This window comes from Parapedobacter pyrenivorans (assembly GCF_014636865.1).
Taxonomy (GTDB): Bacteria; Bacteroidota; Bacteroidia; order Sphingobacteriales; family Sphingobacteriaceae; genus Parapedobacter; species Parapedobacter pyrenivorans.
Genome location: NZ_BMER01000005.1, coordinates 414,850 through 441,002, shown reverse-complemented (window position 1 = coordinate 441,002; position 26,153 = coordinate 414,850). Strand labels below are relative to the sequence as shown.

Genomic DNA, 26,153 nt, shown 5'->3' with positions numbered 1-26,153 from the left:
GAATTGCCTACTAACTCACTAGGAGTTTATACCCCTTGCCATGTACATTCACAATTTCTACCTTCGGATCGTCGCGCAGGTACTTGCGCAGCTTGCTCAGGAATACGTCCATGCTACGACCATTAAAATAGTTGTCATCATGCCAGATTTTCAACAACGCCTCTTCACGTGTCAGCACATCGTTCTTCTTGATGCAAAGCAGTCTCAGCAATTCGGCCTCCTTGGTCGACAGCTTCTGCTGTTCGCCATCGTAACTAATCTGTTGGGCAACATAGTCGAAATGGTATTCCCCGATCTCAAACTTTTCGGGATATTCTTCTTCCCCTGGCTTTTCACGTGAAGCCCTTTTAAGCAGAGCGTGGATACGCAACAGCAATTCTTCTACGCGAAAGGGCTTGGTAATGTAATCATCGCCGCCGAGCTCAAACGCTTCAGTCTTATCTTCCATCATCCCCTTGGCGGTAGCGAAAATAATCGGAACCTCCGAGTTAACCTTCCGGATCTCCTTGCCAAGGGTAAAACCGTCTTTACGCGGCATCATCACGTCGAGTATGCAAAGGTCAAACCGTTCCTTACCGAATTGACGCAGTGCCTCGTCACCGTCTTTGCAGAGTGTGACATCAAATTTACCCTTTAGTTCCAAATAATCTTTCAAGATATCGCCCAAATTGGGGTCGTCTTCTGCCAACAGAATTTTTTGCATAATGGTCTCCCTATCGTTTGAGCGGTAGTATGATTTCAAATGTCGTTCCTTTATCCTTCTCGCTTCGTACATGCACTTTCCCACCCAGCCGTTTCACGATGTCATTTACGTAGCTAAGCCCGAGGCCAAAGCCTTTCACATCGTGGCGATTTCCGGTAGGAATGCGATAAAATTGGTCGAAAATCTTCGACAGCTGATCGCGGCTCATCCCGATACCCCTATCGGCCACTGTGATGTGGATTTGCTTGCCTCCGCTTTTCGTTTTGATGGTAATGTCTGGATTTTCATTGCTGTATTTTATCGCATTATCCAACAGATTGAACAATACGTTGGATAAGTGCAGCTCATCGCCCGATACCACGGCATCGGTAGCATCAAGGTGCATGCCTACATTGGCACCATGTTTAAGCAGTTGCAATTCCATGCTATCTACCACGGCCTGTACCAGGTCATTCACGTCTACAGATCGGTGTTCCAGATTCAAATTATCTTTCTCCAGGCGAGCGATATTGAGCACCCGTTCGATGTGGTTGCCCAAACGCACGTTTTCATCGTAGATGATATTGGCCAAACGGGCGGCACGTTGCTGGTCGGCCGCTATTTCCGCGTCTTTCAACGATTCGCTGGCAATCATGATTGTCGCCACCGGCGTTTTGAACTCGTGGGTCATATTATTGATGAAATCCGTCTTCATCTCCGATATTTTCTTCTGCCGGAGCATGGTAAAGATCGTATAGGCAAAACTGCCGATCAACACCAATAGAAGCGCCACAGAAGAAAACAACATCACGGTCATATTACCCATCAGGATATAGCCTTTATTGGGGAAATATACCGAGAGCCGGCCCGAGGTGCTCTCATTGTCTGCCCGAAATAAATCAGTAGAATAGAGGTTTTGCGAGCTGGGCTTCGCTTCCGAAAAGTTGGCAAACGTATATAGGATGGTATTCCGGTCTCTTATCTCCAGATTAAACGGGGAATTGATATCCCTACTCAATAGTTCCTTGTCTAACTCAGCCTTAATGTAGGAGACATTGATACGTTCGCTGAATGGTCGCTTGTATAACTCCATCTCCGCCTCAAAATCCTGAACAAGCTGTGGGTTTTTACCACTCAGTATGGCTACGGTATCCATCAATGTATTAGCTTGCAGCAACTGTAACTGCCGCTCCTTACGGGCAATTTCGTTACGCAACCTTGGATTTTCCCGCGGAGGCAGTGCCCGTATCGTATAGTTCAGATATTTTAGCGCGGTGGAGCCGAAGGCGATAGGTCCCAGCGGGATGAAGTAGCGTATACTGTCGTCTTTCGCCCTAAGTAAAGGCACTTGCTGAACAGCGTAGAGCCCTATGGAGTTGTCATTGCGGCGAAATCCCCCGTCAACAATATCATTTGACTGGAAGTCGATTCGCACCAGCGACTGATATCGGGGATCGTTGAAGTAGGTCTCGTAAAACTGATTATTTTCGATCGGCAATACAAATGGATACTGAGCCATCAGCTCATCTTCCTGTCGTTTGAATGCGAGAAATAATTTGGCCTGTTTCTCACGAAGTTGCTCAACTTCCGTTTTTATGCGTAGCTGCTCTTCCAATTTGCGTTGCTCGCGCTCTAATTTCTCCTTGTTTTTACGTTGAGCATTAGCCAGCTCCATCACCTCCCGCTTTTCGGCCTTGGCGGCCACAGCGTTCAGCGCGGCCTTCACCGATTCGTCAAAGAGCTGTGCTTTCAGGACATAGGATTGCCTGATAAAGAAATACTGCATAGCCACTACGCCCAACAGGGCCACTGTCATCAACCCGATAATTAATGCTATGCTTTTGTGCTTCATCCCTTACAAAAATACATAAGCTTTGAAGCAAAATACAGCTTTTAACAAATTTTAACACCGGCTATCGCATCGCGTGCCACTATTTTTATTTATTTTTGAATACACCAACTCGCCTTGATTATGAATAGGCTCTATGTTTCTTTAATCGCTGCCGTTTGTTCGCCTGTGTTTGGGATTGCCCAAGACGACGGTGACAAGAATGGCTTACGTGCAATCAAGCCCGAAAACCGGATTATTATCGATTCCGTCTTGTCAGGGCCGAAGCTGAAGCGCACCAATGACCAAGTGTTCGACACCTATCCGATGCCTAATTTATACCGTAGGGATTACGCCGTAGCGATGCCGAATGCATACCGCGGTGATAACTGTGTGCCCATGCCGAACCTTTACCGAGGGAAACCCACCCGCTTTATTATTAAAGCAGACAGCGCCAACATTAGCACACCCGATAGCGTACGGATGGATGAGCTTGAGCAGCGCCCAAAGGCTGAATGACCCTAACGAAGCGTTTTACTGACATGTAGCTTGCGACCAACGCGAGTAAAGACATAGCCGTCCTTATCGCTGAAGTACTCATCCACCGCGTTGCGGCATCCCGACCATTCGACATAATCATCAAAAATGATTTTGCCCCCCGGTGATAGGTTCGGCTCAATTTGAATCAAGCAACTCATCACCGAAGCATACCAATCACAGTCGATGTGCGCCAAGGCAACAGGTTCGGTAATGTAAAGGGTATCTTCGAAATACCCCTTAATAAGCCTGATATTATTGTCTTGGATCGGTATGCCGTACTTCGCCAAATTGGAGGTCACAACATCCTGAAGGTTTTCGGTATATCCGTAATAGGTATTGCCCCCCAACCCTTTCGATTTGCCCGCTTTGATTTCATCGTATCGAGCGTGCACATCCGCTTCATCCTTATCAGAGGGTGCCGGGATCATCCCAAATGCATCGTAGATGCGGAATGCTCGTTGTTTTGCCTTTGCCTTGCCAATGGCAATAGCAGACCCACCGAGTGCACAACCCGCTTCGATAAACATTCCTGCAACCTGCGCTTGTTCAACCTGTTTAGCAGCACGATAAAGATTGAGCAAATCAGGAGTTGCTAAGTAGGTCAACTGATCCGTCTTGATTTGCAGTATAGCAGCTTCTTCCCTGTTGGTGATGCGATACCACCAAAACAGGGCACTGGTAACCAGACGGTCCTTAACCTCGTACATCCGCATCATCACTCCATCTCTGTTACCTTAATGGTATTGGTTTTTCCTTTTTTATGAAGGGGGGTAGATGCCGTATTGATGACAATCTGTCCCGGTTGAACCAAATTCTTCGCTTTCAGCAGCGAGTTTACATCGTGGATACTGCCATCGGTACTTTCGAACTTATCGTAATAGAACGTTTTTACCCCCCATAATAGGGTTAGCGTATTGAGCAGTGTTTTGTTTCCGGTGAAGATGTAGATATCAGCATTGGGGCGGTAGCTCGATATTTCGAAAGCGGTATAGCCCGAATACGTCATCGCCACAATAGCGGATGCATTGGTTGTCTCGGCTAAATAGACAGACGAACCGCAGATGGCATCAGGGATAACCGAATCCGCATCATGCTGTGTCTTTTTAGAAATATAATAAGGATAGGAAGTCCGCTCCACATGCACGATGATCTTACTCATGGTCTCGATGACAATTTCGGGAAACTCTCCTACTGATGTTTCACCGCTAAGCATCACGGCGTCAGCTCCGTCCAACACCGAATTGGCTACGTCATTTACCTCCGCACGCGTCGGGCGGGGCGTAGTAATCATACTTTCCAACATCTGCGTGGCAATGATCACCGGCTTAGCCGCATCGCGGCATTTCTTGACGATCATCTTTTGGAGTACCGGAACATCTTCCATCGGCATCTCCACACCCAGGTCACCCCGGGCTACCATAATTCCGTCTGTTTCGGCAATGATGGCATCAATATTATCGATGGCCTCAGGCTTCTCGATTTTGGCAATAACTCTGGAAGATTTGCCCTTTTCTGCAATGACCTTCTTCAATTTCACGATATCTTCTGCCTTTCTCACAAATGACATCCCGATCCATTCAACATCGTATTGAAGGACGAAATTCAGGTTATCGAGGTCTTCTTCTGTAAGACTGGGGATAGAAACCTTGGTGTTTGGCAGATTTACGCCCTTTCGTGAGGTAAGCACACCACCGTGTACGACTTCGCACAATACCGTATCCGCAAGATTCGTACGGATCACCCGCAGTTGTATTTTTCCGTCGTCGAGCAGGATGATCTCATCTTCCTTTACATCCTTTGGAAAATCCGGGTAAGTAATGTAGATCCGGGCCTCATCGCCGATAAGCTCATGCGTAGTGATTTCAACTTGCGCGCCATTGAGCAGCACCGCCCCCCCTTCTTTCATCTTACCAATCCGGATCTTGGGACCTTGCAGGTCGGCCAAAATACTGATATTCGTGTTGTACTCCTTGTTGATTTCCCGTATAACGTTGATAACTTCGAGGTGATCTTCCTGGCTGCCATGCGAAAAATTTAGGCGGCATACGTCCACGCCTTTGGAAATCATACTGGTTAGTATTTCTTTCTTTGCTGATGCTGGCCCTAAGGTGGCCACGATTTTAGTTCGCTTTTGAACCTTTTCCATTGAATAGTATTTGTTAACGTTGTTTTGTCTGTCGCTTTGTTCTACCTGGGCATGAAGCCGGTTTGTTCTTATATCCCTAAACTATTGGTGTGATTGATACACTTTGGCAAACTTAGATAAAGTTGCTTCGATATACAAATCTATAATATAGATATAGGATTGAAAAGCAACTTATCGATCTCGGCACTAAAATATTAGATTTTCTTTGGATTTCAATTTTTGTGGGGAGATTTCGCTGGCAACGACCACTTCTGGGATGTCAGCAATGCGCTCCTGCATGGTCGTAAGATCCTCCTCATCGATAAAGTTTCTGATCAGCAAAAAGAAATCGGAATGGCGCATCTCGGGAATCAAAAAGCCACCATCGATCCCTTTGTTTGCCAACAGGTAATATTCCGTGTCGGTCGTTGTCGAAAAATCGGCGTACCGACTGAAATGTGTCCGACCTATTGGAGCAGGCATCCAAATCTCATAGTCGTCAACTTTATGCAGCTTCAAACCGGTAACCTTGTTGACAAAATAACACAATCGATAGTCTTTGAGCGAAGACGTGATGGCTATTAGGACAAAATCCAGGTCTAATTCGTATTTTAATGTGACTTTATTCAAAGTATTTATCTATATTCAGCGCAAACTTAGATAAATTTGCTTGCATCAAAGCAAATTGATCGGTTTCTTTGCTGCCAGTAAAATATATAATACAGCAAAAATTACAAAAACAAAATGACTGATTTGGCATTAATATAATTACGATGGCGGAAAAAAGGATAACCTGCATTTCATAACTGATCAATTAAACAGACTTTAGAAAATTTGACGCTAAATCATTGATATAAAAACCGTAATTTGGTTTGCTAACAGAACTTGAATAATGTTCTAAAATCAAATATGTTTTACTATTTGCCGAAATTTATTTTTCTTTGCACAGATTTATTAAACAATTAAACTATAAAATCATGTCTGATATCGCATCAAGAGTTAAAGCAATCATCGTTGAAAAGCTAGGTGTAGACGAAAATGAAGTTACCCCAGAAGCTTCATTCACCAACGATTTGGGCGCCGACTCACTCGACACCGTGGAGTTGATTATGGAATTCGAAAAAGAATTCAACGTCGCTATCCCCGATGACCAAGCTGAAACCATCAGCACGGTAGGACAAGCAATCGCTTATTTAGAAAAAAACGTTAACTAGCTAAATTCATTAGGCCAATCGTAATAAATGGAGCTTAAAAGAGTAGTAGTAACAGGGTTAGGTGCGCTTACTCCTATCGGGAATACTGTTCCAGAATTTTGGGACAACCTGATTAAAGGAGTAAGCGGCGCTGCTCCTATCACTAAGTTTGACGCATCGAAATTCAAAACCCGTTTTGCTTGTGAAGTGAAGGGATTCAACGCTGAAGACTTTATGGAGCGTAAGGAAGCCCGAAAATTAGATCCATTTGTACACTACGCATTGGCAGCTACGGACGAAGCGGTGGCGGATGCCTCGCTTAAGTTCGACAATCTAAATACCAATCGTATCGGTGTGATATGGGGGTCTGGTATTGGTGGCCTGAAGACATTTTTGGATGAAGTAAGCAATTTTTATGCAGGCGATGGAACGCCCCGCTTCAACCCTTTCTTTATCCCGAAGATGATTTTGGACATTGCGCCTGGACATATATCCATGCGCTACGGACTACACGGACCCAACTTTTCTACTGTTTCTGCTTGCGCATCATCCACACACGCGCTCATTGATTCGCTTAACTATATTCGTACGGGACAGGCTGATATCATCATCAGCGGTGGTTCAGAAGCAATTATCAATGAAGCGGGTATCGGTGGGTTTAATGCCATGCACGCACTGTCTACACGTAATGACGACCCGCAAACGGCCTCCAGACCATTTGATAAGGACCGGGATGGCTTTGTGGCCGGCGAAGGCGCGGGAGCTATCGTGCTTGAAAGCCTGGAACATGCTCAAGCGCGCGGTGCCAAGATCTATGCCGAACTCATCGGGGCAGGAATGAGTGCCGACGCCTATCACATTACTGCATCGCACCCCGAGGGCCTGGGAGCACGGCTGGCTATGACAAACGCGCTAACGGATGCCCGGCTCACCCAAAACGATATCGATTACATCAATGTACATGGCACGTCCACACCCGTAGGTGATCCCAGTGAAATTATGGCCATCCTCGAATTGTTTGGACAGCATGCGTACAAGCTCAATATCAGCTCTACGAAATCAATGACCGGCCATCTATTGGGTGCCGCCGGAGCCGTGGAATCCATCGCATCCATTCTTGCGGTGAAAAATGATGTGGTGCCTCCAACCATCAATCATTTCACGGACGATCCAAACCTTGATCCGGAACTGAACTTCACTTTCAATAAAGCGCAGAAACGGACGGTAAGTGCAGCGATGAGCAATACCTTTGGTTTTGGCGGGCACAACGCCACCGTTATTTTCAAGAAGTTCGAAGCCTAATTTTGGAGGCATTTTTTTGCAACAGGTGATTTCCCCGCTGCATGCTTGTTATTCAGTTAGTAATTAGATGCCTATTTCAAAGATTTACAAACTGTACTTATCATCCAATCGCGGCTATGTAAGGGCGTTGAAGAACATGCTGGGCTTTGTTCCGGGAAACCTACACCTCTATCAGCTGGCTTTCCGCCACAAGTCTGTAGCCGTACCCATAAAAGATGGCACCAAGAATAGCAATGAACGGCTGGAGTTTCTTGGCGATGCGGTATTGGGCTCAGTAGTAGCAGAGCTTCTTTTTAAGAAATATCCGTACAAAGGCGAGGGATTCCTCACCGAAATGCGCTCAAAAATCGTAAGCCGCGCCCACCTTAATCAACTATCCAAAAAACTGGGCCTCAATGAACTTATCCAATACGATGCCCGCATGATTAATTATCCCAATAAACAGGGCTCGTTGCTGGGTGATGCTTTTGAAGCGTTGATAGGCGCCATCTACCTGGATAAAGGATACGTATTCGCCAAAAATTTCCTGATAAGCCGGATCATCAAACCTCACGTCGATATCCAAACACTGGAGCAAACCGAAACCAATTTCAAAAGCAGGCTTATCGAGTGGTGTCAGCAAGCCGGTAAGGAAATAAGTTTTGTCCAAGCTGAAAATGCCGAGGGCGATAGCATCAAGATTTTCACGATAGACGCCGTGGTCGATGGCGAAGTATGCGGCACCGGCCGAGATTACAATAAGAAAAGTGCCGAGAAAATTGCCGCCGAAAAAGCCTGCGAAGTACTGAACGTGCTTTAGCATATCTCAATTCTATCTCTTACCTTTGCCGCATGGCAGCAATCAAACCCTCATTGGCAAAGGGCACGCGCGATTTTTCGCCCACAGAAATGGAGAAACGCAATTATATTTTCGATATAATTAAGGCGGTCTTCGCGAAATATGGATATCGTGAGATTCAGACCCCCACCTTTGAAAACCTACAGACACTGACAGGTAAATACGGCGATGAGGGTGATAAATTGATTTTCAAGATACTCAACTCGGGCGATTACCTAGCCAAGGCGCCCGGCAACCTGATGGAAGAAAAGGCCTCCGCGCAGCTCGCTCCACATATCGCCGAAAAAGCCTTGCGATACGACCTTACGGTTCCTTTTGCACGCTACGTGGTGATGCATCAGCATGAGTTGACCCTGCCCTTCAAGCGGTTCCAGATCCAGCCGGTATGGCGTGCCGATAGACCTCAGCGCGGGCGCTATCGGGAGTTTTACCAATGCGATGTGGATGTCGTCGGCTCCGACAGCCTACTCAACGAAGCCGAGTTTGTACTCATCTATCATGAAGCATTGTCCGGATTGGGCCTGCGCGATTTTACCATTAAGCTCAACAATCGTAAAATATTGACGGGTATTGCTGAAGTATTGGGCAAGCCGGAGCTGATTGTTGATATGACTGTAGCCATTGATAAGCTGGATAAAATTGGACTGGAAGGGGTAAATAACGAACTGCTAAACCGCGGCTTCACTGCTGGTGATTTGGAAAAGCTGCAACCCATCATTCAATTACAGGGTACCAACACCGAAAAGGCCGAACAGTTGAGGCAAGTACTGGCATCTTCGCCAATCGGATTAAAGGGTATCGACGAGATCGAAACCGTATTGGGATATGTTGAAAAACTTGTCGGTGACACCGCTGTGGTTAACCGTTTTGTCGAATTGGACATCACACTGGCGCGGGGCCTCAATTACTATACGGGTTGTATTTTTGAGGTAAAAACCAATGAGGCGACAATGGGAAGCATCGGCGGCGGCGGCCGCTATGATGATCTTACCGGGATGTTCGGCTTGAACGGACTCACCGGTGTAGGAATTTCATTCGGTGCCGATCGAATATACGATGTATTGGAAGAACTGGGTCTTTTTCCCAACACAGCGGTATTAACTACCCAGGTATTGATCAGCAACTTTGATAAACTAGCCGAGCTGTATGCACTGCCGTTGCTACGAAAATTACGAGCTGCAGGTGTAGCTTCCGAACTCTATCCGGCCACTGCCAAGCTGAAAAAGCAACTCTCATATGCCGACGCAAAAAAAATCCCCTATGTGATCCTCATCGGTGAAGAAGAAATAGCAAGTGGCCTGTTTTCACTAAAAGACATGCTGACCGGCGAACAACGGATGCTCGGTGAAACAGAAGTACTCTCCTTTTTAGCCCCTAATGCATGAGTTTCATCGGTAATGTGATCTGGATTATTTTCGGTGGATTTTTCATCTTTCTGCAGTACCTCTTCGGCGGATTGGTCCTGTGCCTGACGATTGTCGGCATACCCTTCGGCTTACAATTATTCAAGCTGGCCGTAGCGTCCTTGGTCCCCTTTGGAACCAAGGTTATCCCTACGCCAACCAGTACAGGATGCCTGTATACCCTCATGAATATACTCTGGATTATATTTGGTGGAATATGGGTGGCGCTCACCCATTTTTTCTTTGGCGTATTGCTTTGCATCACCATCGTGGGCATTCCTTTCGGCATGCAGCACTTTAAGTTGATGGGGCTGGCCTTCACTCCCTTTGGAAAGGCTATCAGTTGAGTCGACGGCAGGATTATCGCCAAAACGAAACTTATGTGTAACTTTGGCCGCAGCACTAATCCATACGCACAACATGAATAACAAACAAATTTTACCTGTATTGATGATTTCAACTGCATTCATCGTGTCCTGCGACGAGACCAAGCAGGCTATCCAAAATCCATTTTTAACGACGTATGATACGCCTTTCGGTGTGCCGCCGTTTGACCAGATTAAAGACGAACACTTTAAGCCCGCATACGAAGAGGCCCTTCGGCAACATACCGCCGAAGTTGATTCGATTGCAGGGATAACGGAAGACCCTACCTTTGAGAATACCATCCTGGCGCTCGAAAATGCGGGCAGTCTGCTTACCCGCGTATCCTATGTGTTTTCCAATCTCAATTCATCGACAACCAACCCGGCGATTCAAGCTTTGGACAAAGAGCTAGCGCCCAAGCTCGCCGCTCATCGCGATAACATTTCACTGAATGCGCAGCTTTTCAGCCGCGTCAACAGGATATGGGACAAACGCGAAAGTTTAGGGTTATCCAGCGAACAGCTGATGCTGCTCGAACGTAGTTACAAGAGCTTTGTGCGCAACGGGGCTAATCTGAGCGACGCTGATCAGGCAACCTTGCGCGATATCAATGCCCAACTGGCAGCGTTGACCACGCAATTTGGCCAGAATGTATTAACCGAAACCAATGCGTTTGAACTCATCGTAGCTAGCGATGACAGCCTTGCCGGCCTTTCGGACGATCTGAAAGCGGCTGCCGCGGAAACCGCCAAAGCCAAGGGCCATGACGGCAAGTGGGTATTCACGCTTTCCAACTCCAGTGTGATGCCGTTTTTGCAATATGCAGCTAACCGCGAGTTGCGCAAACAGCTTTGGGATGCCTACAGAAGCCGAGCCGGTAACGGCAATGCCCAGGATAACAGCGAGGTGCTTGTTGAGATCGCCAACCTTCGGTTGCAGAAAGCCAACCTGTTGGGATATCCTACCCATGCACATTATGTGTTGGAAGAAGCAATGGCCGAAAACCCCGCCAACGTTAAGAAATTGCTGGACGACCTGTGGAAACCCGCTATTGCAAAGGCAAAAGCGGAGGCGTATGACATCCAAAAGGAAATCGAAGCATCGGGCAAAAATTTTCAGGCGGCACCTTATGATTGGCGGTATTATTCGGAAAAGATTCGGCAAAAGCGCTTTTCGTTGAGCGAGGAAGAGCTGAAGCCTTATTTCAGCTTAGCGGGTGTTAGGCAGGGGGCTTTTGATGTAGCCAACAAATTATATGGCATCACGTTCAAAAAGCTGGACAGCATACCCACCTACCATCCAGAGGTAGAGGTCTACGAAGTGCTGGAGGCGGATGGCAGCCACATCGGCATATTTTATGTGGATTACTTCCCTCGTGAGTCCAAGCGTCCCGGTGCCTGGATGAGCTCATTCCGCAGACAGTACACGGAAAATGGCGACCGCAAGGCCCCGGTGATTGTCAACGTCTGCAACTTTACCAAGCCCGTGGGTGACCAGCCGGCATTACTTACCTTTGATGAAGCCAATACCTTGTTTCACGAGTTTGGCCACGCACTTCACGGCCTCCTATCCAACGTTACCTATAGCGGCCTCTCTGGCACCTCAGTATCGCGGGATTTCGTGGAGCTGCCGTCACAGGTGATGGAAAATTGGGCCGAGGATCCCACCGTGCTGAAGGCCTATGCTAAGCATTATCAAACAGGTGCCGCAATTCCCGATGAGCTTATTGCCAAACTGGAAAGCGCCGGCACATTCGGGCAAGGTTTTGCCACCGTGGAGTATTTGGCATCTTCCATATTGGATTTCGACTACCACACCATCACCAGCCCCATCACCGTAAGTGCCCAGGAATTCGAGAAAACCTCCATGGCAAAAGCCGGGCTGATCGACGAAATCATTCCACGTCACAGCAGCACCTATTTCCAGCATATCTTTTCTGGTGGCTACTCCGCTGGTTACTACAGCTACATTTGGGCGGAGGTGCTTGATGCTGATGCTTTCGCCGCATTCAAGGAAACCAGCCTTTACGACCAGGCCACTGCCAGTGCGTTCCGAAAAAACGTCTTAGAAAAAGGCGGCACCGTAAAACCGGCAGAACTGTACCGGAAATTCCGCGGAGCGGACCCCAACCCGATCTATTTAATGAAGAAAAGAGGCCTGGATTAAGCAAGTCGAATACCCAGATAGATTGCCCGTCTGTAGGGATTACGGACGGGCACTTTTATATCATATCCCAGCCGAATGAAACTGCAGATCATACAGGCGCTTGTAATACCCATCCATTCGTAACAGCTCCTGGTGTGAGCCCATTTCTTTCATCTCGCCCTTATCCAGCACAATGATCTTATCTGCCTTTTGGATGGTAGAAAGGCGATGGGCAATCACGATGGATGTGCGGCCTTCCATCAGTTTATCAATGGCTTGCTGGATAAGTTCCTCCGTTTCGGTATCGACAGAAGAAGTCGCCTCATCCAGCACCAATATTCTCGGATCATGCACCAGCGCACGGATGAATGAAATCAACTGCGCTTGCCCCGAAGAAAGTGTGGCCCCACGTTCCTGCACCTTATAATCATAGCCTCCCGGTAAACGCATAATAAACTCATGAGCGCCCACCTGTTTGGCGGCCGCCACAATCTGCTCACGGGTGATGGAAGGATCGTTTAGGCTGATGTTGCCGGCCACCGAATCTGAAAACAGGAAGACATCCTGTAGCACGGTAGCAATCGTACGGCGCAGGTAATTGAGTTCATATTCCCGGATAGCTACACCATCCAACAATATAGATCCCTTATTGACCTCATAAAAGCGGCTGAGAATATTGATTGTGGAAGACTTTCCCGCCCCCGTCGCACCTACCAAAGCCAGCGTTTCTCCGGGCTCGACCTTGAAGTCGATATCCTTTAACACCCATTTCTCCTCATCGTAAGCAAACCATACCCGATCAAAAACAATCTCCCCACGGATGTGTGGAGGTTGCTTGATGCCTTCATTGGGTGTCCGCTCGTCGGTGTCCAGCACCGCAAAAATCCGTTCGGCACTCACCATGCCCATTTGCAGCGTATTGAACTTATCCACCAACTCCCGGATGGGCCGGAAGATCATATTGATGTACATGATGAAGGCCACGATCACGCCGGGCGACAGCTCATCGGCGAGCACCTGCTTGGAACCATACCAAACCAGTAAACCCAGCGAAATGGCCATGATAATTTCCAATACCGGAAAAAAAATCGAAAAATACCAGTTCGCCCGGATGTGGGCATTCCGGTGCTCCGCATTGGCCGTTTTAAATTTGCGCATCTCCTGGTCCTCGCGAGCAAAGTACTGAATGATGCTGATGCCCGAAATGTGTTCCTGCAAAAACGTATTCAGATTAGACACCCATTTACGCACATCCTGGAAGGCGGATTTCATCGCCTCCTTAAAGACATAGGTTGCTCCAACCATAAAAGGCATCGGAATCAACACGATAAGCGTTAGCTTCCAATCGGTATAAAACATCACCACCAGTATCACCACCAGCTGGAGAATATCCCCAATAATCTGGATAAGCCCTTCCGAAAAAATGTTGGCAATGGTTTCCAGGTCCGAAATGGTACGGGTAATGAGCCTGCCTATCGGCGTATGATCAAAATATTTGAGACGAAGGCTCGTTATGTGGTTAAACACATTGATGCGGAGATCCCGGATGACCGATTGGCCCAACGTATTGGTCATCAGCGTATGGAAATAACGGATGACCGTTTGCAGGAGTAAAAGCCCCAACATCAAGAGCAACATCAGCTGAAGGCCATCGATATCGTTGTGGAGAATAAACCGGTCAAGCGTATATTCCACAACCATCGGCAGTGCCGGAGCCACACCTGCCATGATAATCGTAAGCAATACGGAAATGACAAAGATACCCCGATAGGGCCTTACATAACGCATCATTCTGCGGAGCAGCTGTGCATCGTATGTTTTTCCGGATACCTGGGGTTCGCTCATGGGTAGGTGCAAAAGTACAACTTTGTGGAATATCTTGGTTCATTGATTTGTCAAAGAGCCGTTAGATATACGGATATTCCACGCTAGTGAGGTATAAGCCGCATGCTGGAACCGAGGTGCCCGCAACGGAACGGTCCTTGCTTCGGATCACGGTGTGCATATATTCGGGAGTTCGCTCGCTGCGTCCGATTTCAATCAGCGTGCCGACAATCGCCCGCACCATGTTACGCAAAAAACGGTTAGCCGATATACGGAAAACCAACTGCCTGTCATTTGTCCAATGCCATTCTGCCCGCGTGATATTGCAGATATTGGTATACACTTGGGTATTCGATTTGCTAAAGCAGGAAAAATCTTCATACTGTTGCAAAATAGTGGCAGCTTCATTCATCGCCAATACATCGGGCATGTCGCGCACCTGCCAGGAGCGACCGTGCAGAAACGGGTTTTTCCCCAAATGGATATGATATTCATAGGAGCGGCTCACGGCGTCAAACCGCGCATGGGCATTTGATGCCACCGGAAGCAGCCTTTTCGCAGCAATATCAACGGGTAGCAACGCATTTAATTTATACAGAAAATCGTCCTCGCCTATCGGAAACATACCGATTTCCAGATCGAAATGGGCGAATAATTGTTTGGCGTGCACACCGGTATCCGTGCGCCCACACCCCACCGTTGCCACGGGTCGGCGCAATAAGGTACTCAATGCCTTATCAAGCAGTTCTTGTACGGTCACCGCATTCGGCTGGATTTGCCAACCGTGATAGGCGCTGCCTACGAAGGCCATTTCAATGAAATACCGACTGCATGTTTGTTCCACAGGCACAAAGGTATGGATTTTGTCTTTCAGCAAATCAGCAAATTAACTTATCTTTGCACGCTATGATATACCTTACACGGCGCGAACGGTTTAACGCGGCGCATAAATTATTCCGCGAGGAGTGGAGTCAGGAAGAAAATGAAGCCGTATTCGGCAAGTGTTCCAACCCGAATTGGCATGGCCATAACTACGAACTTTTTGTCACCGTGAAAGGTGAAGTGAATCCGCAGACGGGATTTGTAATCGATTTGAAAGAACTGAAAAACATCATCAAGGCCCATGTCGTTAACAAACTGGATCACCGCAATATTAACCTTGATGTAGATTTCATGCAAGGCAAAATAGCTTCTACTGAGGTGCTGGCAATCGAAATCTTCAATCAGTTGAAAAGCCATATCGAGGCACACCAAGCCATGCTGCATTCGGTAAAATTGGTTGAAACCGAAAACAATTCCGTGGAATATTTCGGCGATGATCATGCCGGAAATTAATAACTGCAACTATGGACAATGATTTTCCGCTCAATGAGGAAGAAATAGACGGGTACGTGAAAATAGATCGTTACAATCCTGAAAAGGTAGCCCGTATAGCGGCGCACTATGCCGACATCCTTGAACTATTGGGTGAAGACCCAACCCGCCAGGGCTTGCTGAAAACACCCGAGCGGGTAGCCAAGGCCCTGCAATACCTTACCCATGGTTATGATCTGAATGCAGCCGATATCCTGCGCGGTGCCATGTTTGAGGAAGAGTACAGCCAAATGGTGGTCGTCAAAGACATCGAAGTCTATTCGCTGTGTGAACATCACATGCTCCCCTTTTTCGGTAAAGCTCATGTTGCTTATATCCCCAATGGCCATATTGTAGGGTTGAGCAAGATTCCCCGGGTCGTCGATATTTTCGCCCGTCGTCTTCAGGTACAAGAACGGATGACCAATGAAATCCGGGATTGCATACAAGAGACCTTGAATCCGATTGGTGTAGCCGTGGTAATCGAGTGCAAACACCTTTGCATGTGCATGCGCGGCGTACAAAAGCAAAACTCCGTGACAACCACTTCTGCATTTACCGGCGAGTTTGCCCATGAGCGCACCCGCAATGAGTTTCTAAGGCTTATTACCGCATCATTGAGCTAAAGAGTGCGTTAGAACAATCGTACCCCGATCCTTATGGCTTGCTGTCCGCGCAAATCCGCCGCTGACCCCAGCGACCGTGCATAGATCACCCGCAGCCGTTGCCACTCCAATCCGACGTGCCACTCCCCATAGTGCCCCAGTTCACCGGTATGCATATAATGAAATCCGATGATTTCCTGAAGTTTGAGCCGGCGGAGTAATGGTACTTTGCTGGTGAGCAATGTGGAAAGATTATACTCGCCATGTGCCTCCACAAAATTGCCAGCCGTGCTGTATCGGTAGTAATCCAGCAACAAAAACGTCGTCAGTTGCTGGTCGCTGATCAGTGTCTTCGTACCTTTGAAATGCTGGTAGTCGGTATAGCGAAGCTGCCTATCGTTCAAAAATGTACCCGCCCGTACATCGAATGATACCTGTCCGTACAGCCCTAACCCAATCCCCGTTTTATACAGTCGCGCCATTAGCAAATCGTAGTCCACGTCGCTACCGAAAATACGGGGAAGGCCTTTGGTATAGGTTACAGCGAGTGTCGGCCATTTCGACGGCAGGTACACCCGCCGATGCGGGTAAGTCTCGTATCGAGTACCGAAGTCGTAGCTAAGCCCCATCGTGATTTTGAACGCCTGATTTTCCGCAAACAAAGGGATGTCCTCCCCCGGCACCAAGGGGTTGTTGGAGGTAAGGTGTTGTTTATTTCTTTCCCAAAACGTATAGTCGGTACTATTGGGAAGCCAAAGTCGGTTTTCCCAAACAGCGGATGCCGTTGCAGTCACATTGGCGGGCAGGGTATATCGCCATTCCAGCCCGCCAAACGTCCGTTCATACAATTTGAGGTAATTACGGCCAAACAGGGTTGTGCTGATGGTATTGAAGAGCGGTTGCAGCGCCCCCCTATTGTTGAGATCTTGCACGTTGCTTCCCCCGTAGAGGTGCAACGTGCTTTTTCCAATCGGAAGATAAGTTCCCAAATATCCATTAAACCGCTTATTTGCAAAACCATAACGTGCATTGCCGTAAACCGTAAAGTTGCGATTGCGTAAGGTATCGATTTGCTTGGTATACCGAATTCCATAATTAAGCGCCAAGCCTTCCACACTGTTGAAAAGCAGTGAAGTAGCAAGCCCATCGAAAGCAAAGAAAGAGCGGTTTGCACGGTTGCGGTGTGTATAGCCGGTGGTTAGTATGCCCAATGGCTTGAACCGGTTGGTTACCCGGTCTAATGAATCCCGGTATTCCTTGGTCTCTCGTCTTCGCTGCAGACTGTCTTTGCGGACATAATCCCGCTGTTCCTCGTCCGTAAGCAATAGGGGCCGGTTTTCCGCCCAATAGGCCGAATCGCGTTCATTGATTCCTTCCGCAATGCGTAGCACTTCATTGAACGCGCCCTTCTTAATTTCGGGATTGGCCGCGTACTCGCTGTATACTGCAGCAAAATAACCACCGACACGGAATCCCAACAACCCGCCAACGAAATCAAACCGGATGCTCGACGGTTGCCATTGACCATTTTCCAGTGGGATAAACTCCTGCTGTACATCGAGGGTATCCAGTACGTTGATGCTGGATGCCTTGGTGAGTTGCAGGTTTACCCCATATATCCGCCAAGTATCATCCACGATGTAGATATCACCCTCGTAAAGAGGTTCGCCCTTACGACGAGGAATTACCTCGATTTTATTGATCGTGAGGCCATTTTCCTCCGTAGTACCCAACAGGCGGTACCGATAATAGGCCAATGCATTGTCCGCGATAGGCGAAACGAACGGCCGGGCGCTTAGCCCATCAAAGATGGGCTGGTGATTTTCATAGAAGTTGAGCTTCAGATCAGCGGCGCGGTTAAAACTAAATGCGCGGTTGTTTCCTGAAAACTTGGAACTGATCATTTCCTCGTGGAAGTCATCAGGAGGTCGTACCGTAATGCGGGATTCTGATTCGGAAAGATACACGATACCAGTCCTGTTAGCGTCCAAGCCGATTTCGCGCCCAATTTCGTCGATATCAACGCCCAAGAATTTTTTGGGAGCCTGCAAGAGCCGTTGCACGCCTTTGATGTAAACTTTTGCGGTGTAAGGAGCAGCCTCAAGGAGGTGAGCCTTACGTTGCCGGATAGCGCGCCGGATAATGGCATAAGCGGGGTCTTCCCCGTTTCCGATCACCACTTCATCCAACAGGTAGGATTCAGCGAGGAGAATAACCTGGATATCCCTATCCGCATCCATGGTCACCCGTTTGGTAGCTTGCTTATAACCAACGGACCGGATCAGCAGCTCGTGTTCACCCACGGGCAATTGCATTTTGAATATCCCCTCGTTGTTGGCCGAGGTACCCCCGCCGCCCGCTTTCCTACCGTATATGCTGGCAAACGGCACCGGATCACCTTTTTCATCGATTACCCGGCCGGTTAACTGATGGGATTGGGCATAGGTAAGCGTCGTGACGATACCTATGAAGACAAGCGTTAGGGACAATCTCCGCATAAACATGCCCAAACTTAGCAAAGGTTATCGTATGTTGTTGTTAAAATATGTTACTAAATTTTACGTAATATTGCCGGTAGCACATCATCTTTATAACATGAATACCATCAGCATTTGCCTATTGACGGCAACCTTGGCTTTTACATCGCCTGTTGCGCATGCTCAGCTCGCCTCACCGACTTTTATTTCGCACCCCACCCTGAGCCCCGATGGGCAGCTGGTCGTATTCAGCTATGCCGGCGACCTGTGGAAAGCACCGGTAGCAGGTGGTCAGGCACTCCGCCTCACTGCGATGCGCGGCGAAGAAATCGCGCCGCGGATTTCGCCCGATGGCAATTGGTTGGCATTTTCAGCCAACCAATTCGGCAATTTCGACGTTTATATCATGCCTTTGGCTGGGGGCGACATCCGGCAGCTCACCCATCACGATGCTTCCGATGAGGTGGATAGTTGGAGTTGGGATAGCCAGCGCATCTATTTCACATCCGGGCGTTACAACCGCTTTACCAGCTATTCCGTAAGTGCCGATGGTGGTACCGCAAATCGCCTCTTCCCCCATTATTTCAATACCATACACGGCGTGGTGGAAAAGCCCGACGGCGAGCTGCTTTTCAATAATACCTGGGAGAGCTACTTCGCGGCAAACCGCAAACGCTATAAGGGGGAGTTCAATCCCGATATACTCGGTTATCACCCCGTTACCCGTAGCTTCACCCAATATACCGACTATGCGGGTAAAGACTTCTGGACCAGCGTGGACCGGCAGGGCAACGTCTTCTTTGCGTCTGACGAAGCCAACGGCGAGTACAACCTTTACACATTTGCCGACGGAAAAAAAACAGCCCTCACGCGCTTCGAGACGTCCATTAAGCGGCCATCCGTCTCGGCCAATGGCGAGAAGGTCGTCTTCGAAAAGGATTATCAGCTTTATATCTATGATGTAACCACCAAAAAAACGTCAAAACCCGATATTTCGGTCAGCCGAAACGCCATTCTAGCTGCACATCAGGAGCATGACGTGAAGGACCACATCACCTATTTCGATGTATCGCCTGATGGCAAGAAACTGGCGTTCATCTCACGTGGGGAGGTATTCGTGAGTGATATCGAAGGCAAATTCATCCGCCAGATGCCCAGCTCCGGCGAGCGGGCGATGGAAGTCAAATGGCTAGCGGACAATAAAACGCTGCTGTTCAACCAAACCTACGCCGGATATCCCAATTGGTATACGATAGCCGCCGATGGCAAGGGCAATGCCAAGCAGCATACGTCCGATCTGCGCAGCAACCGCGATATCACCTTCAACGCAGAACGTACGCAAGCCGTGTACCTCAGCGGCCGCGATGAGGTCCGGTTGCTCGATCTCAAAAGCCTAAAAAGCACGGCCGTGGTGACGGATGAAATATGGGCTTTCCAAAATTCCGAGCCCTCCTTTTCGCCCAATGGTGAATACATCCTTTTCACGGCGTACCGCAATTTTGAACAGGATATCTTCGTGCACCACATCGCTAGAAAGCAGACCATCAACCTCACCAATACCGGCGTATCGGAAACCTCGCCTGCATGGTCACCCGATGGCAAATCCATTTACTTTGCAAGTAACCGTACCAAGCCCTCATACCCCACCGGCATGCGCGATGCCAGCATTTACCGACTGGCGTTGGATGACTTCGACGAGCCGTACCGCATCGATAAGTTCGATGAACTTTTTGAGGATAAAAAGAAAGATGACAAGGGCAATGACGACAGCAAGAAGGAGAGCAAGGATAAAGACGCCAAAACCGACAGTACATCCAAAGAGAAACAACCCATCGAGCCGATCGTCATCAATACACAGGAGCTACTTGACCGAATTACACGGATAAGCCCGGCATTCGGCACGCAAAGCAACCCCAAGGCATTCAAGAAAGGCGAAAAGACCTATGTCTTCTATTTCTCAAATCACGAAGGCGGGCGAGGTGCCTTGTTCCGTACCGTATTCCAACCGTTTGAAGATGACAAAACCGAAAAGGTTTCAGACGGCAATTTGGGAAATATTGTCGAAGTGGACGGAAAATTTTACGCGCTATCAAAAGGAGCCGTGCAGCAATATAACATCGAGGGCAATAAAGTAGAAAAAGTGGATATTTCCTTCGCATTCCGGCGCAACCTGCAGGATGAGTTCAACCAGCTATTCTACGAAACCTGGGCGGGTATCGAAGAAAACTTCTATGATGGCGATTTCCACGGAATCGATTGGGCAACGGTGAAAAACCGATACGCGGCATACCTGCCCCACCTCAATAGCAGGGCGGACCTCCGCGTACTGCTCAACGATATGCTGGGCGAGCTCAACTCTTCACACCTAGGCTTCAGCTCGGGTGGCGATGAGGAGCGTAAGGATTTTTCATTTGTAACCAATGAAACCGGCATTACTTTCGACAACGAACATCCCTACCGTGTACATCGCATCGTGGATAGGAGCCATGCTGCGCGCAAGGGCGTCGATATCCGGTCCGGCGATGTGCTGGTAGCCGTAGACGGGCAGCGTGTAGACACGCTATTGGACCGCGACCGTTATTTCACCCGGCCTTCGATTGCCGACGAGATGGTCCTCACCTTCCGCCGTGGAAACACGGAAGTGACGGCTAAGGTACGCCCACAAAGCAGCGGTGCCCTTCGCGATCAACGGTATGACGAGTGGATAACCGCTAATCGCCAAAAGGTGGATTCTTTGGGCCACAACCGCGTTGCCTACACCTATATGAAAAACATGGGCGGGGGTGAATTGGAGCGCTTCCTGTTGGACATGGTAGAACAGGAGGCGCATAAAGACGCCATCATCCTCGACCTTCGGTATAACACCGGGGGCAACGTACACGATGAGGTGCTGCGATTCCTCTCCCAGCGTCCTTACCTCCAATGGCAATACCGCGGTGGCAAGCGGTCACCCCAAAGTAATTTCGCCCCATCGGGGAAGCCTATCGTATTGCTTGTAAACGAGCAGTCCCTCAGTGATGCCGAGATGACCGCCGCCGGCTTCAAGGCACTGAAGCTGGGAAAGATCATCGGTACCGAAACTTACCGCTGGATTATTTTCACCTCGGCGAAAAGCCTGGTAGACGGATCGATGTACCGCGTGCCCGCTTGGGGGTGCTATACACTGGATGGTGACGACTTGGAACTGACCGGCGTGTCGCCCGATATCTACGTGAAAAACACCTTCATGGATCGACTGGAAGGTAAAGACCCGCAATTGGAGCGGGCTGTACAGGAGTTGTTAGAGGCGCTGCAATGACCGAAGCCCGTGATGAGAAAACCAGTTGTCCTTTTTATTGTGTGTATGCTAGGTCTTTGTGCCCGTAGCGAAATTACCCCCATATTGTACGGATTTTCTCTATACCCACTATATTTATAATATGCTTTCAGATTCCCTGCCTGCAAAAAATTGCTCAACGAACGCTCGGCTGCGGACTATTGTTTGTTCGTCGTATTTTTCTATTCGATATAGTTCCCGCCCTACTTGATTTGTGAAAATGATAACCGGATAACCGAAAATCCGATATTTAAACAATATATCCGATCTATGCGCCCTCGGCACGTGCAATTGATCCCAGTTCTTTTCGTGACCATTAATCAATTTTGATTCCCACCAAGATTTATCTTCATCCAAACCGATGTCTACGCAGTATAGATCCGGATGAGAAAAGGCTTGTTGCTCGCCTTTCAAGTAATGAAGTAAAAGTGCAGAGGGATGAGACCAAGTAGCACTAAAAATCAGCATATTAAGTGCCTTTCTTCGATCGTAGATGTTTACCTTGCCCCCTTTTCCATTATCGAGTAAAATTGTTTCATTCGGATCAAAATTATCCGGAAGCTGAGCGAGGTATCGACCGAGATACTCGGTATAAATCGACAAATTTAGCTTGGGGTCAATACTGGAAACAATAGCTTGTAAATCACGCTTTGAAAATAGGTACCGGCAAGCCCAGATGCGCTCCAAAACCAACATGGACCTTGAGAACAGATCAGTGCGCATTAACACATCCATTTTCTGGACTGTTTTGTCGTAGTCTTCAGCTAGACTATCCTCAAGTACGTTAAAAATGCGAAAACCAGGATTGAATAACAATGAATTTTCCTGATGCCCTTTTAGAAAGGCATACCGTTGGCCACCTCCGAAGTCAGTCAATCCCGCTATGGAAATCACGCCAGCCTCTATCGCGAGATAGTCAGAATGATACCGGTCGTGACGTGCGGAATCTGCCGAGTCAGAATCAAGAAAGCGAAAAACATCAAACTTGCCAACATCATCCCGATAAGCGAGACAGGCCCTGAAATGCAAAGCTTCAAGGGGAATAACAATGCGGAATGTGCCCCGTACTACTTTTGCCGAATCCAGCACCAGCGCATTTCGCTCGCCCGTCGTTAAATAGACCTTATCGTCCGGTACATGGATATTTTCGCCGCGTATGACAGTGAAAGCCTTATCCTGTTGCCTGCATGCTGCCAAAGCTAACATTATCAAACACAGTAGGTATCTCGCCATTCTATCTAAATTTGATAACAAAAAAGCAGGAGGAGGAATCGTACAAAACGTTAAAAATTAAACTTAATTAGGTTCTCATCCCCGTTATGTGATATCCCTTATAATACTCGTCCATCCCAATCGACATCAAATGCAACAATCTCTTTGTCCAACTTATACAATATTGAAAACACAGTAATCAGTTCGTGATCAATAATTGAGGCCTTTATTACTTCATCTTTGTTAAAGTTAACGATTTGATTCGTGAATAGTTGTATTATCTACGTAAACACTTTCCACAAGTATCGCTATTATAGATTTTATTCCAAAAATAAGCGAATTGTGCATGAAATTGAATTGTTTGGCGAGGACTCAAGGGGAGTATAGCGATGATAAGCAAATCTGGTAATTAGTGAATTGCCATTTTCATAATCCTCGTTCTACCAGCGTTGAAAATATAGAAATCGCCATGCAATGACAATTATAAAAATCATAAAAATCACTCCTAAATAGCAGAAAATCAACGAAATATTTCTGCAAGTTTTGCGTATTTCGTAATTTTGCGTATGCTATTTGGCAGACATGGAAACATTTTTACCAAGATTAGCTGTTTATCCTGCGGATCTGCAACGGATCACTGGCCAGAGCGAACGTACCTGCCAGCGGCTCCTCAACAAGATCCGGGATGTGTTTGGGCTGGATAAGCACCAGCATGTGACGGTTTATCAGGCCTCAGATTATCTGGGCATTCCGGTAGCGGAAATTTCCCATTTCATGCGCCGATCCTGACCCAAACAACCGGCAAAGGGTTTGCCGGAGCAGCAAAAAGATTTTATGGGATAACCGCGGTGGCGACTAGCTACCGCGGTTTTTTTATACTCACCCCGTCCGACAATTCCGACAAAATCGCCAAAGCCGCCAAATCCGACAAGCCTTCTTGACATGTTACGCAACTTTGTAATGCCAAGGGATAGGTACCACCCGCGGCACGGAGCACTATTTTTTGTTTAACGTTTTAAAAAGAAGTAACATGGCAATTAAATTCAATGTTTTAGAAATCGGCAAACCGGGAGACCTGACTGCGCCGAAGAAATTTTACGCACGGCCGGTTCACACCGGCGAAATCACCCTGGAAGACCTCTCGGCGGATATCTCCCACGCATCTTCCCTCACTGAGTCTGACGTATACGCCGTACTGCAGAGCCTGGTGCGCGAGATTCCGCGCAACATTTCGCGTGGATACATCGTGCGCCTGGGTAACCTCGGTGCGTTCCGCCTGGGCAGCAACAGCACTGGTGGCGACACCGAAGAGGACGTAACGGCGGCCAACATCTTCCGCAAACGCTTGCTGTTCCATCCGGGCAAGTACGTCAAGACCGCCATCGACGGTTTAACTTTTGAGAAAATCCGGTAAAACCGGTCTTCATTACCCCATTGTTCCGCCGCCCCGATGTATTTCGGGGCGGTTTTTTTTGTTTAAAATCGCCAAAAGTGACGCTTGGTCGCTTCTAAAACCGACTTCGGAGGGTCTTTGAAGTGACCGTAGTCGTTTTAAAATCCACTTCGGAGACTTTGAAAAGTGACTTCGGCGCATTTTTCAACCGATTTAGCGACAGCTACAAATAACCTAAAACAAAATTAATTATCTTAATTCGACTGGTTGTATGTGGAGCAGGCAGGACGGTACGTTGCCGAATTAGGGATTAAAATTCATTGCTTTTAGGAATCTTTTTCCTTAAATTTGCTGTATATTACAAGATTATGAACGTCGAAGCAATTAAGCTGGATATTGTGCAGGCCATCGTGAACAGTACGGATGCCGGTCTACTGACCGAACTTCAGCAGTTCCTGAAGAGCCGGGAAGCGGATTGGTTTGATCAATTGTTGCCATCTCAACAAGAGGACGTATTGGAAGGAATTGCTGAGGCTGACCGAGGCGAAACTATTCCGCATAAAGATGTTGTCAAACGTTTCGGTAAATGGGGCATGAAATAGTCTGGACCCCCACAGCACTCAGGACATTCCAGAAAAACATTGACTATTTGCAGGAACATTGGACTGATCGTGAAGCAAGTCTCTGTCGTATACCGCGTTAAGCCGCGTAAAAAAGTCATCGAGCTGATTACCTTCATTGACAATCGGGCCGACACCAAAAAGTCGCGATGGAAATAATAATTAGGAAGGTCATTATCAGCAAGGCAACGCTTGCTAGGCGCTTAGTGCGTCACAAGCTTTCAGCATAACGGCACAGTGCAATCATGCCAGCCACGTCATTGAAATCCAGCTCGTGCTGGGCCACGAATTGCTCCAATGTTGCTCGATGCGCCGGGTATATCCGGTACAACTGTTTGAAATTGGAAAACCTGCTCCGCTTTCCGGCTTTCTCGATGATATAGTCGTGTGAAATCTTGGATACCTCGCGTTCCTTGCCTTGTAGATCTGTCCGCATACCCTGAAAGGAAGCCGATGAATAGGCATCGACTGAGGCAAGCTCGCTGGAGAGTCCATAACCTATCGTTTGTGGTTTGTACTTACTGCTTGCATTGAATCGGATGTATACGATAGGTGCAGGCGAGACTTTTTCCAACGCAGTGTTTCCGTCTAAAAGAAATATCCGCCTGGCGATGACGAGCGAGTCGATGGCCTGATAGTTGGATACCACCTTTACCTGTCCATCTCGCTTGTCAATGAAATAAAGTGCGCTTTCTACCAGGTTATAGTTTACTTTTTCAGCCGATTTTCGTCCATCCCTAAAATATACGACGGCGTCGTGGTAGTCGTCAAAAAGATAAGCCGATAGGGGTTCCTGCCCATAGCCCGGCATCGAAAGCGCCGCTAACAGCAGTAAAAGGCAACATGTAGGTTTCATTTCATTATCGTTTATAGCAGTTATCACAATCGGCAACCGTAGTGGCCGCAATTGGGCAGAAAGATAATCAATATT

General features: G+C 47.9%; 23 protein-coding genes. 13 read left to right on the top strand and 10 right to left on the bottom strand.

Annotated features, from left to right (window positions below; all coding sequences use genetic code 11):
• Positions 1–10: 10 nt before the first annotated feature.
• A complete protein-coding gene (locus tag IEV98_RS21035; protein WP_188507999.1) occupies positions 11–703 on the bottom strand; it encodes a response regulator transcription factor in 693 nt (230 codons plus the stop codon).
• Between the two features lie 10 nt (positions 704–713).
• Entirely contained in the window at positions 714–2,534 is a 1,821-nt protein-coding gene (locus IEV98_RS21030; protein WP_188507998.1) for a sensor histidine kinase, read from the bottom strand.
• Between the two features lie 120 nt (positions 2,535–2,654).
• Between IEV98_RS21030 and IEV98_RS21025 the strand changes: the two genes are divergently transcribed.
• Positions 2,655–3,029 (top strand): hypothetical protein, encoded by a 375-nt coding sequence (locus IEV98_RS21025; RefSeq protein ID WP_188507997.1) that lies wholly within the window; start codon positions 2,655–2,657, stop codon positions 3,027–3,029.
• Between the two features lie 2 nt (positions 3,030–3,031).
• Here the strand turns inward: IEV98_RS21025 and IEV98_RS21020 are convergent, their stop codons facing one another.
• The 3 genes from IEV98_RS21020 to IEV98_RS21010 all read right to left on the bottom strand — a co-directional run bounded on the left by IEV98_RS21020 (position 3,032) and on the right by IEV98_RS21010 (position 5,805).
• A complete protein-coding gene (locus tag IEV98_RS21020; protein WP_229738889.1) occupies positions 3,032–3,766 on the bottom strand; it encodes a TylF/MycF/NovP-related O-methyltransferase in 735 nt (244 codons plus the stop codon).
• Complete coding sequence (gene pyk, locus IEV98_RS21015) at positions 3,766–5,196, bottom strand: pyruvate kinase (RefSeq protein WP_188507996.1); 1,431 nt, start codon at positions 5,194–5,196, stop codon at positions 3,766–3,768. Before pyk ends, IEV98_RS21020 begins: the two co-directional genes overlap by 1 nt.
• Positions 5,197–5,382: 186 nt before the next feature.
• Complete coding sequence (locus IEV98_RS21010) at positions 5,383–5,805, bottom strand: IPExxxVDY family protein (RefSeq protein ID WP_188507995.1); 423 nt, start codon at positions 5,803–5,805, stop codon at positions 5,383–5,385.
• A 347-nt stretch (positions 5,806–6,152) separates the two neighbouring features.
• Between IEV98_RS21010 and IEV98_RS21005 the strand changes: the two genes are divergently transcribed.
• From IEV98_RS21005 to IEV98_RS20980, 6 genes are all read left to right on the top strand, one after another.
• Positions 6,153–6,389 carry an acyl carrier protein gene (locus IEV98_RS21005; protein WP_079717265.1) on the top strand — a complete coding sequence of 79 codons (237 nt, stop codon included), beginning with the start codon at positions 6,153–6,155 and terminating at the stop codon, positions 6,387–6,389.
• Positions 6,390–6,416: 27 nt separating this feature from the next.
• The gene (gene fabF / locus IEV98_RS21000; RefSeq protein ID WP_188507994.1) at positions 6,417–7,670 is read left to right on the top strand and encodes a beta-ketoacyl-ACP synthase II; all 1,254 of its coding nucleotides are present in this window, start codon (positions 6,417–6,419) and stop codon (positions 7,668–7,670) included.
• A gap of 67 nt (positions 7,671–7,737) precedes the next feature.
• A complete protein-coding gene (gene rnc / locus IEV98_RS20995) occupies positions 7,738–8,469 on the top strand; it encodes a ribonuclease III (RefSeq protein WP_188507993.1) in 732 nt (243 codons plus the stop codon).
• Positions 8,470–8,501: 32 nt separating this feature from the next.
• Positions 8,502–9,893, top strand: a complete 1,392-nt coding sequence (gene hisS, locus IEV98_RS20990; protein ID WP_188507992.1) for a histidine--tRNA ligase — start codon at positions 8,502–8,504, stop codon at positions 9,891–9,893.
• Positions 9,890–10,258, top strand: coding sequence for a YccF domain-containing protein (locus tag IEV98_RS20985; protein ID WP_188507991.1), 369 nt, complete (start codon positions 9,890–9,892; stop codon positions 10,256–10,258). The genes hisS and IEV98_RS20985 overlap by 4 nt, the downstream gene beginning before the upstream one ends.
• A gap of 73 nt (positions 10,259–10,331) precedes the next feature.
• Positions 10,332–12,443 (top strand): M3 family metallopeptidase, encoded by a 2,112-nt coding sequence (locus IEV98_RS20980; RefSeq protein WP_188507990.1) that lies wholly within the window; start codon positions 10,332–10,334, stop codon positions 12,441–12,443.
• A 60-nt stretch (positions 12,444–12,503) separates the two neighbouring features.
• Here the strand turns inward: IEV98_RS20980 and IEV98_RS20975 are convergent, their stop codons facing one another.
• Positions 12,504–14,267, bottom strand: coding sequence for an ABC transporter ATP-binding protein (locus IEV98_RS20975; protein ID WP_188507989.1), 1,764 nt, complete (start codon positions 14,265–14,267; stop codon positions 12,504–12,506).
• Between the two features lie 61 nt (positions 14,268–14,328).
• The gene (gene truA / locus IEV98_RS20970) at positions 14,329–15,123 is read right to left on the bottom strand and encodes a tRNA pseudouridine(38-40) synthase TruA (RefSeq protein ID WP_371870689.1); all 795 of its coding nucleotides are present in this window, start codon (positions 15,121–15,123) and stop codon (positions 14,329–14,331) included.
• Between the two features lie 29 nt (positions 15,124–15,152).
• Here truA and IEV98_RS20965 point away from each other — a divergent pair, with 29 nt between their 5' ends.
• The gene (locus IEV98_RS20965) at positions 15,153–15,581 is read left to right on the top strand and encodes a 6-pyruvoyl trahydropterin synthase family protein (RefSeq protein WP_188507988.1); all 429 of its coding nucleotides are present in this window, start codon (positions 15,153–15,155) and stop codon (positions 15,579–15,581) included.
• Between the two features lie 11 nt (positions 15,582–15,592).
• Positions 15,593–16,225, top strand: coding sequence for a GTP cyclohydrolase I FolE (gene folE / locus IEV98_RS20960; RefSeq protein WP_188507987.1), 633 nt, complete (start codon positions 15,593–15,595; stop codon positions 16,223–16,225).
• An 8-nt stretch (positions 16,226–16,233) separates the two neighbouring features.
• On the opposite strand, the gene IEV98_RS20955 is transcribed toward folE, so the two are convergent.
• A complete protein-coding gene (locus tag IEV98_RS20955) occupies positions 16,234–18,702 on the bottom strand; it encodes a DUF5686 and carboxypeptidase regulatory-like domain-containing protein (RefSeq protein WP_188507986.1) in 2,469 nt (822 codons plus the stop codon).
• Positions 18,703–18,799: 97 nt separating this feature from the next.
• On the opposite strand from IEV98_RS20955, the gene IEV98_RS20950 reads away from it, so the two are divergent.
• Complete coding sequence (locus tag IEV98_RS20950; protein WP_188507985.1) at positions 18,800–21,979, top strand: S41 family peptidase; 3,180 nt, start codon at positions 18,800–18,802, stop codon at positions 21,977–21,979.
• Between the two features lie 114 nt (positions 21,980–22,093).
• Here the strand turns inward: IEV98_RS20950 and IEV98_RS20945 are convergent, their stop codons facing one another.
• Positions 22,094–23,203 carry a hypothetical protein gene (locus IEV98_RS20945; protein WP_188507984.1) on the bottom strand — a complete coding sequence of 370 codons (1,110 nt, stop codon included), beginning with the start codon at positions 23,201–23,203 and terminating at the stop codon, positions 22,094–22,096.
• 588 nt (positions 23,204–23,791) lie between these two features.
• On the opposite strand from IEV98_RS20945, the gene IEV98_RS20940 reads away from it, so the two are divergent.
• From IEV98_RS20940 to IEV98_RS20930, 3 genes are all read left to right on the top strand, one after another.
• The gene (locus IEV98_RS20940) at positions 23,792–23,998 is read left to right on the top strand and encodes a hypothetical protein (RefSeq protein WP_188507983.1); all 207 of its coding nucleotides are present in this window, start codon (positions 23,792–23,794) and stop codon (positions 23,996–23,998) included.
• A gap of 241 nt (positions 23,999–24,239) precedes the next feature.
• Positions 24,240–24,623 carry an HU family DNA-binding protein gene (locus IEV98_RS20935; RefSeq protein WP_188507982.1) on the top strand — a complete coding sequence of 128 codons (384 nt, stop codon included), beginning with the start codon at positions 24,240–24,242 and terminating at the stop codon, positions 24,621–24,623.
• Between the two features lie 347 nt (positions 24,624–24,970).
• Positions 24,971–25,204, top strand: coding sequence for a hypothetical protein (locus tag IEV98_RS20930; protein WP_188507981.1), 234 nt, complete (start codon positions 24,971–24,973; stop codon positions 25,202–25,204).
• A gap of 229 nt (positions 25,205–25,433) precedes the next feature.
• On the opposite strand, the gene IEV98_RS20925 is transcribed toward IEV98_RS20930, so the two are convergent.
• A complete protein-coding gene (locus IEV98_RS20925; protein ID WP_188507980.1) occupies positions 25,434–26,078 on the bottom strand; it encodes a hypothetical protein in 645 nt (214 codons plus the stop codon).
• Positions 26,079–26,153 lie beyond the last annotated feature (75 nt).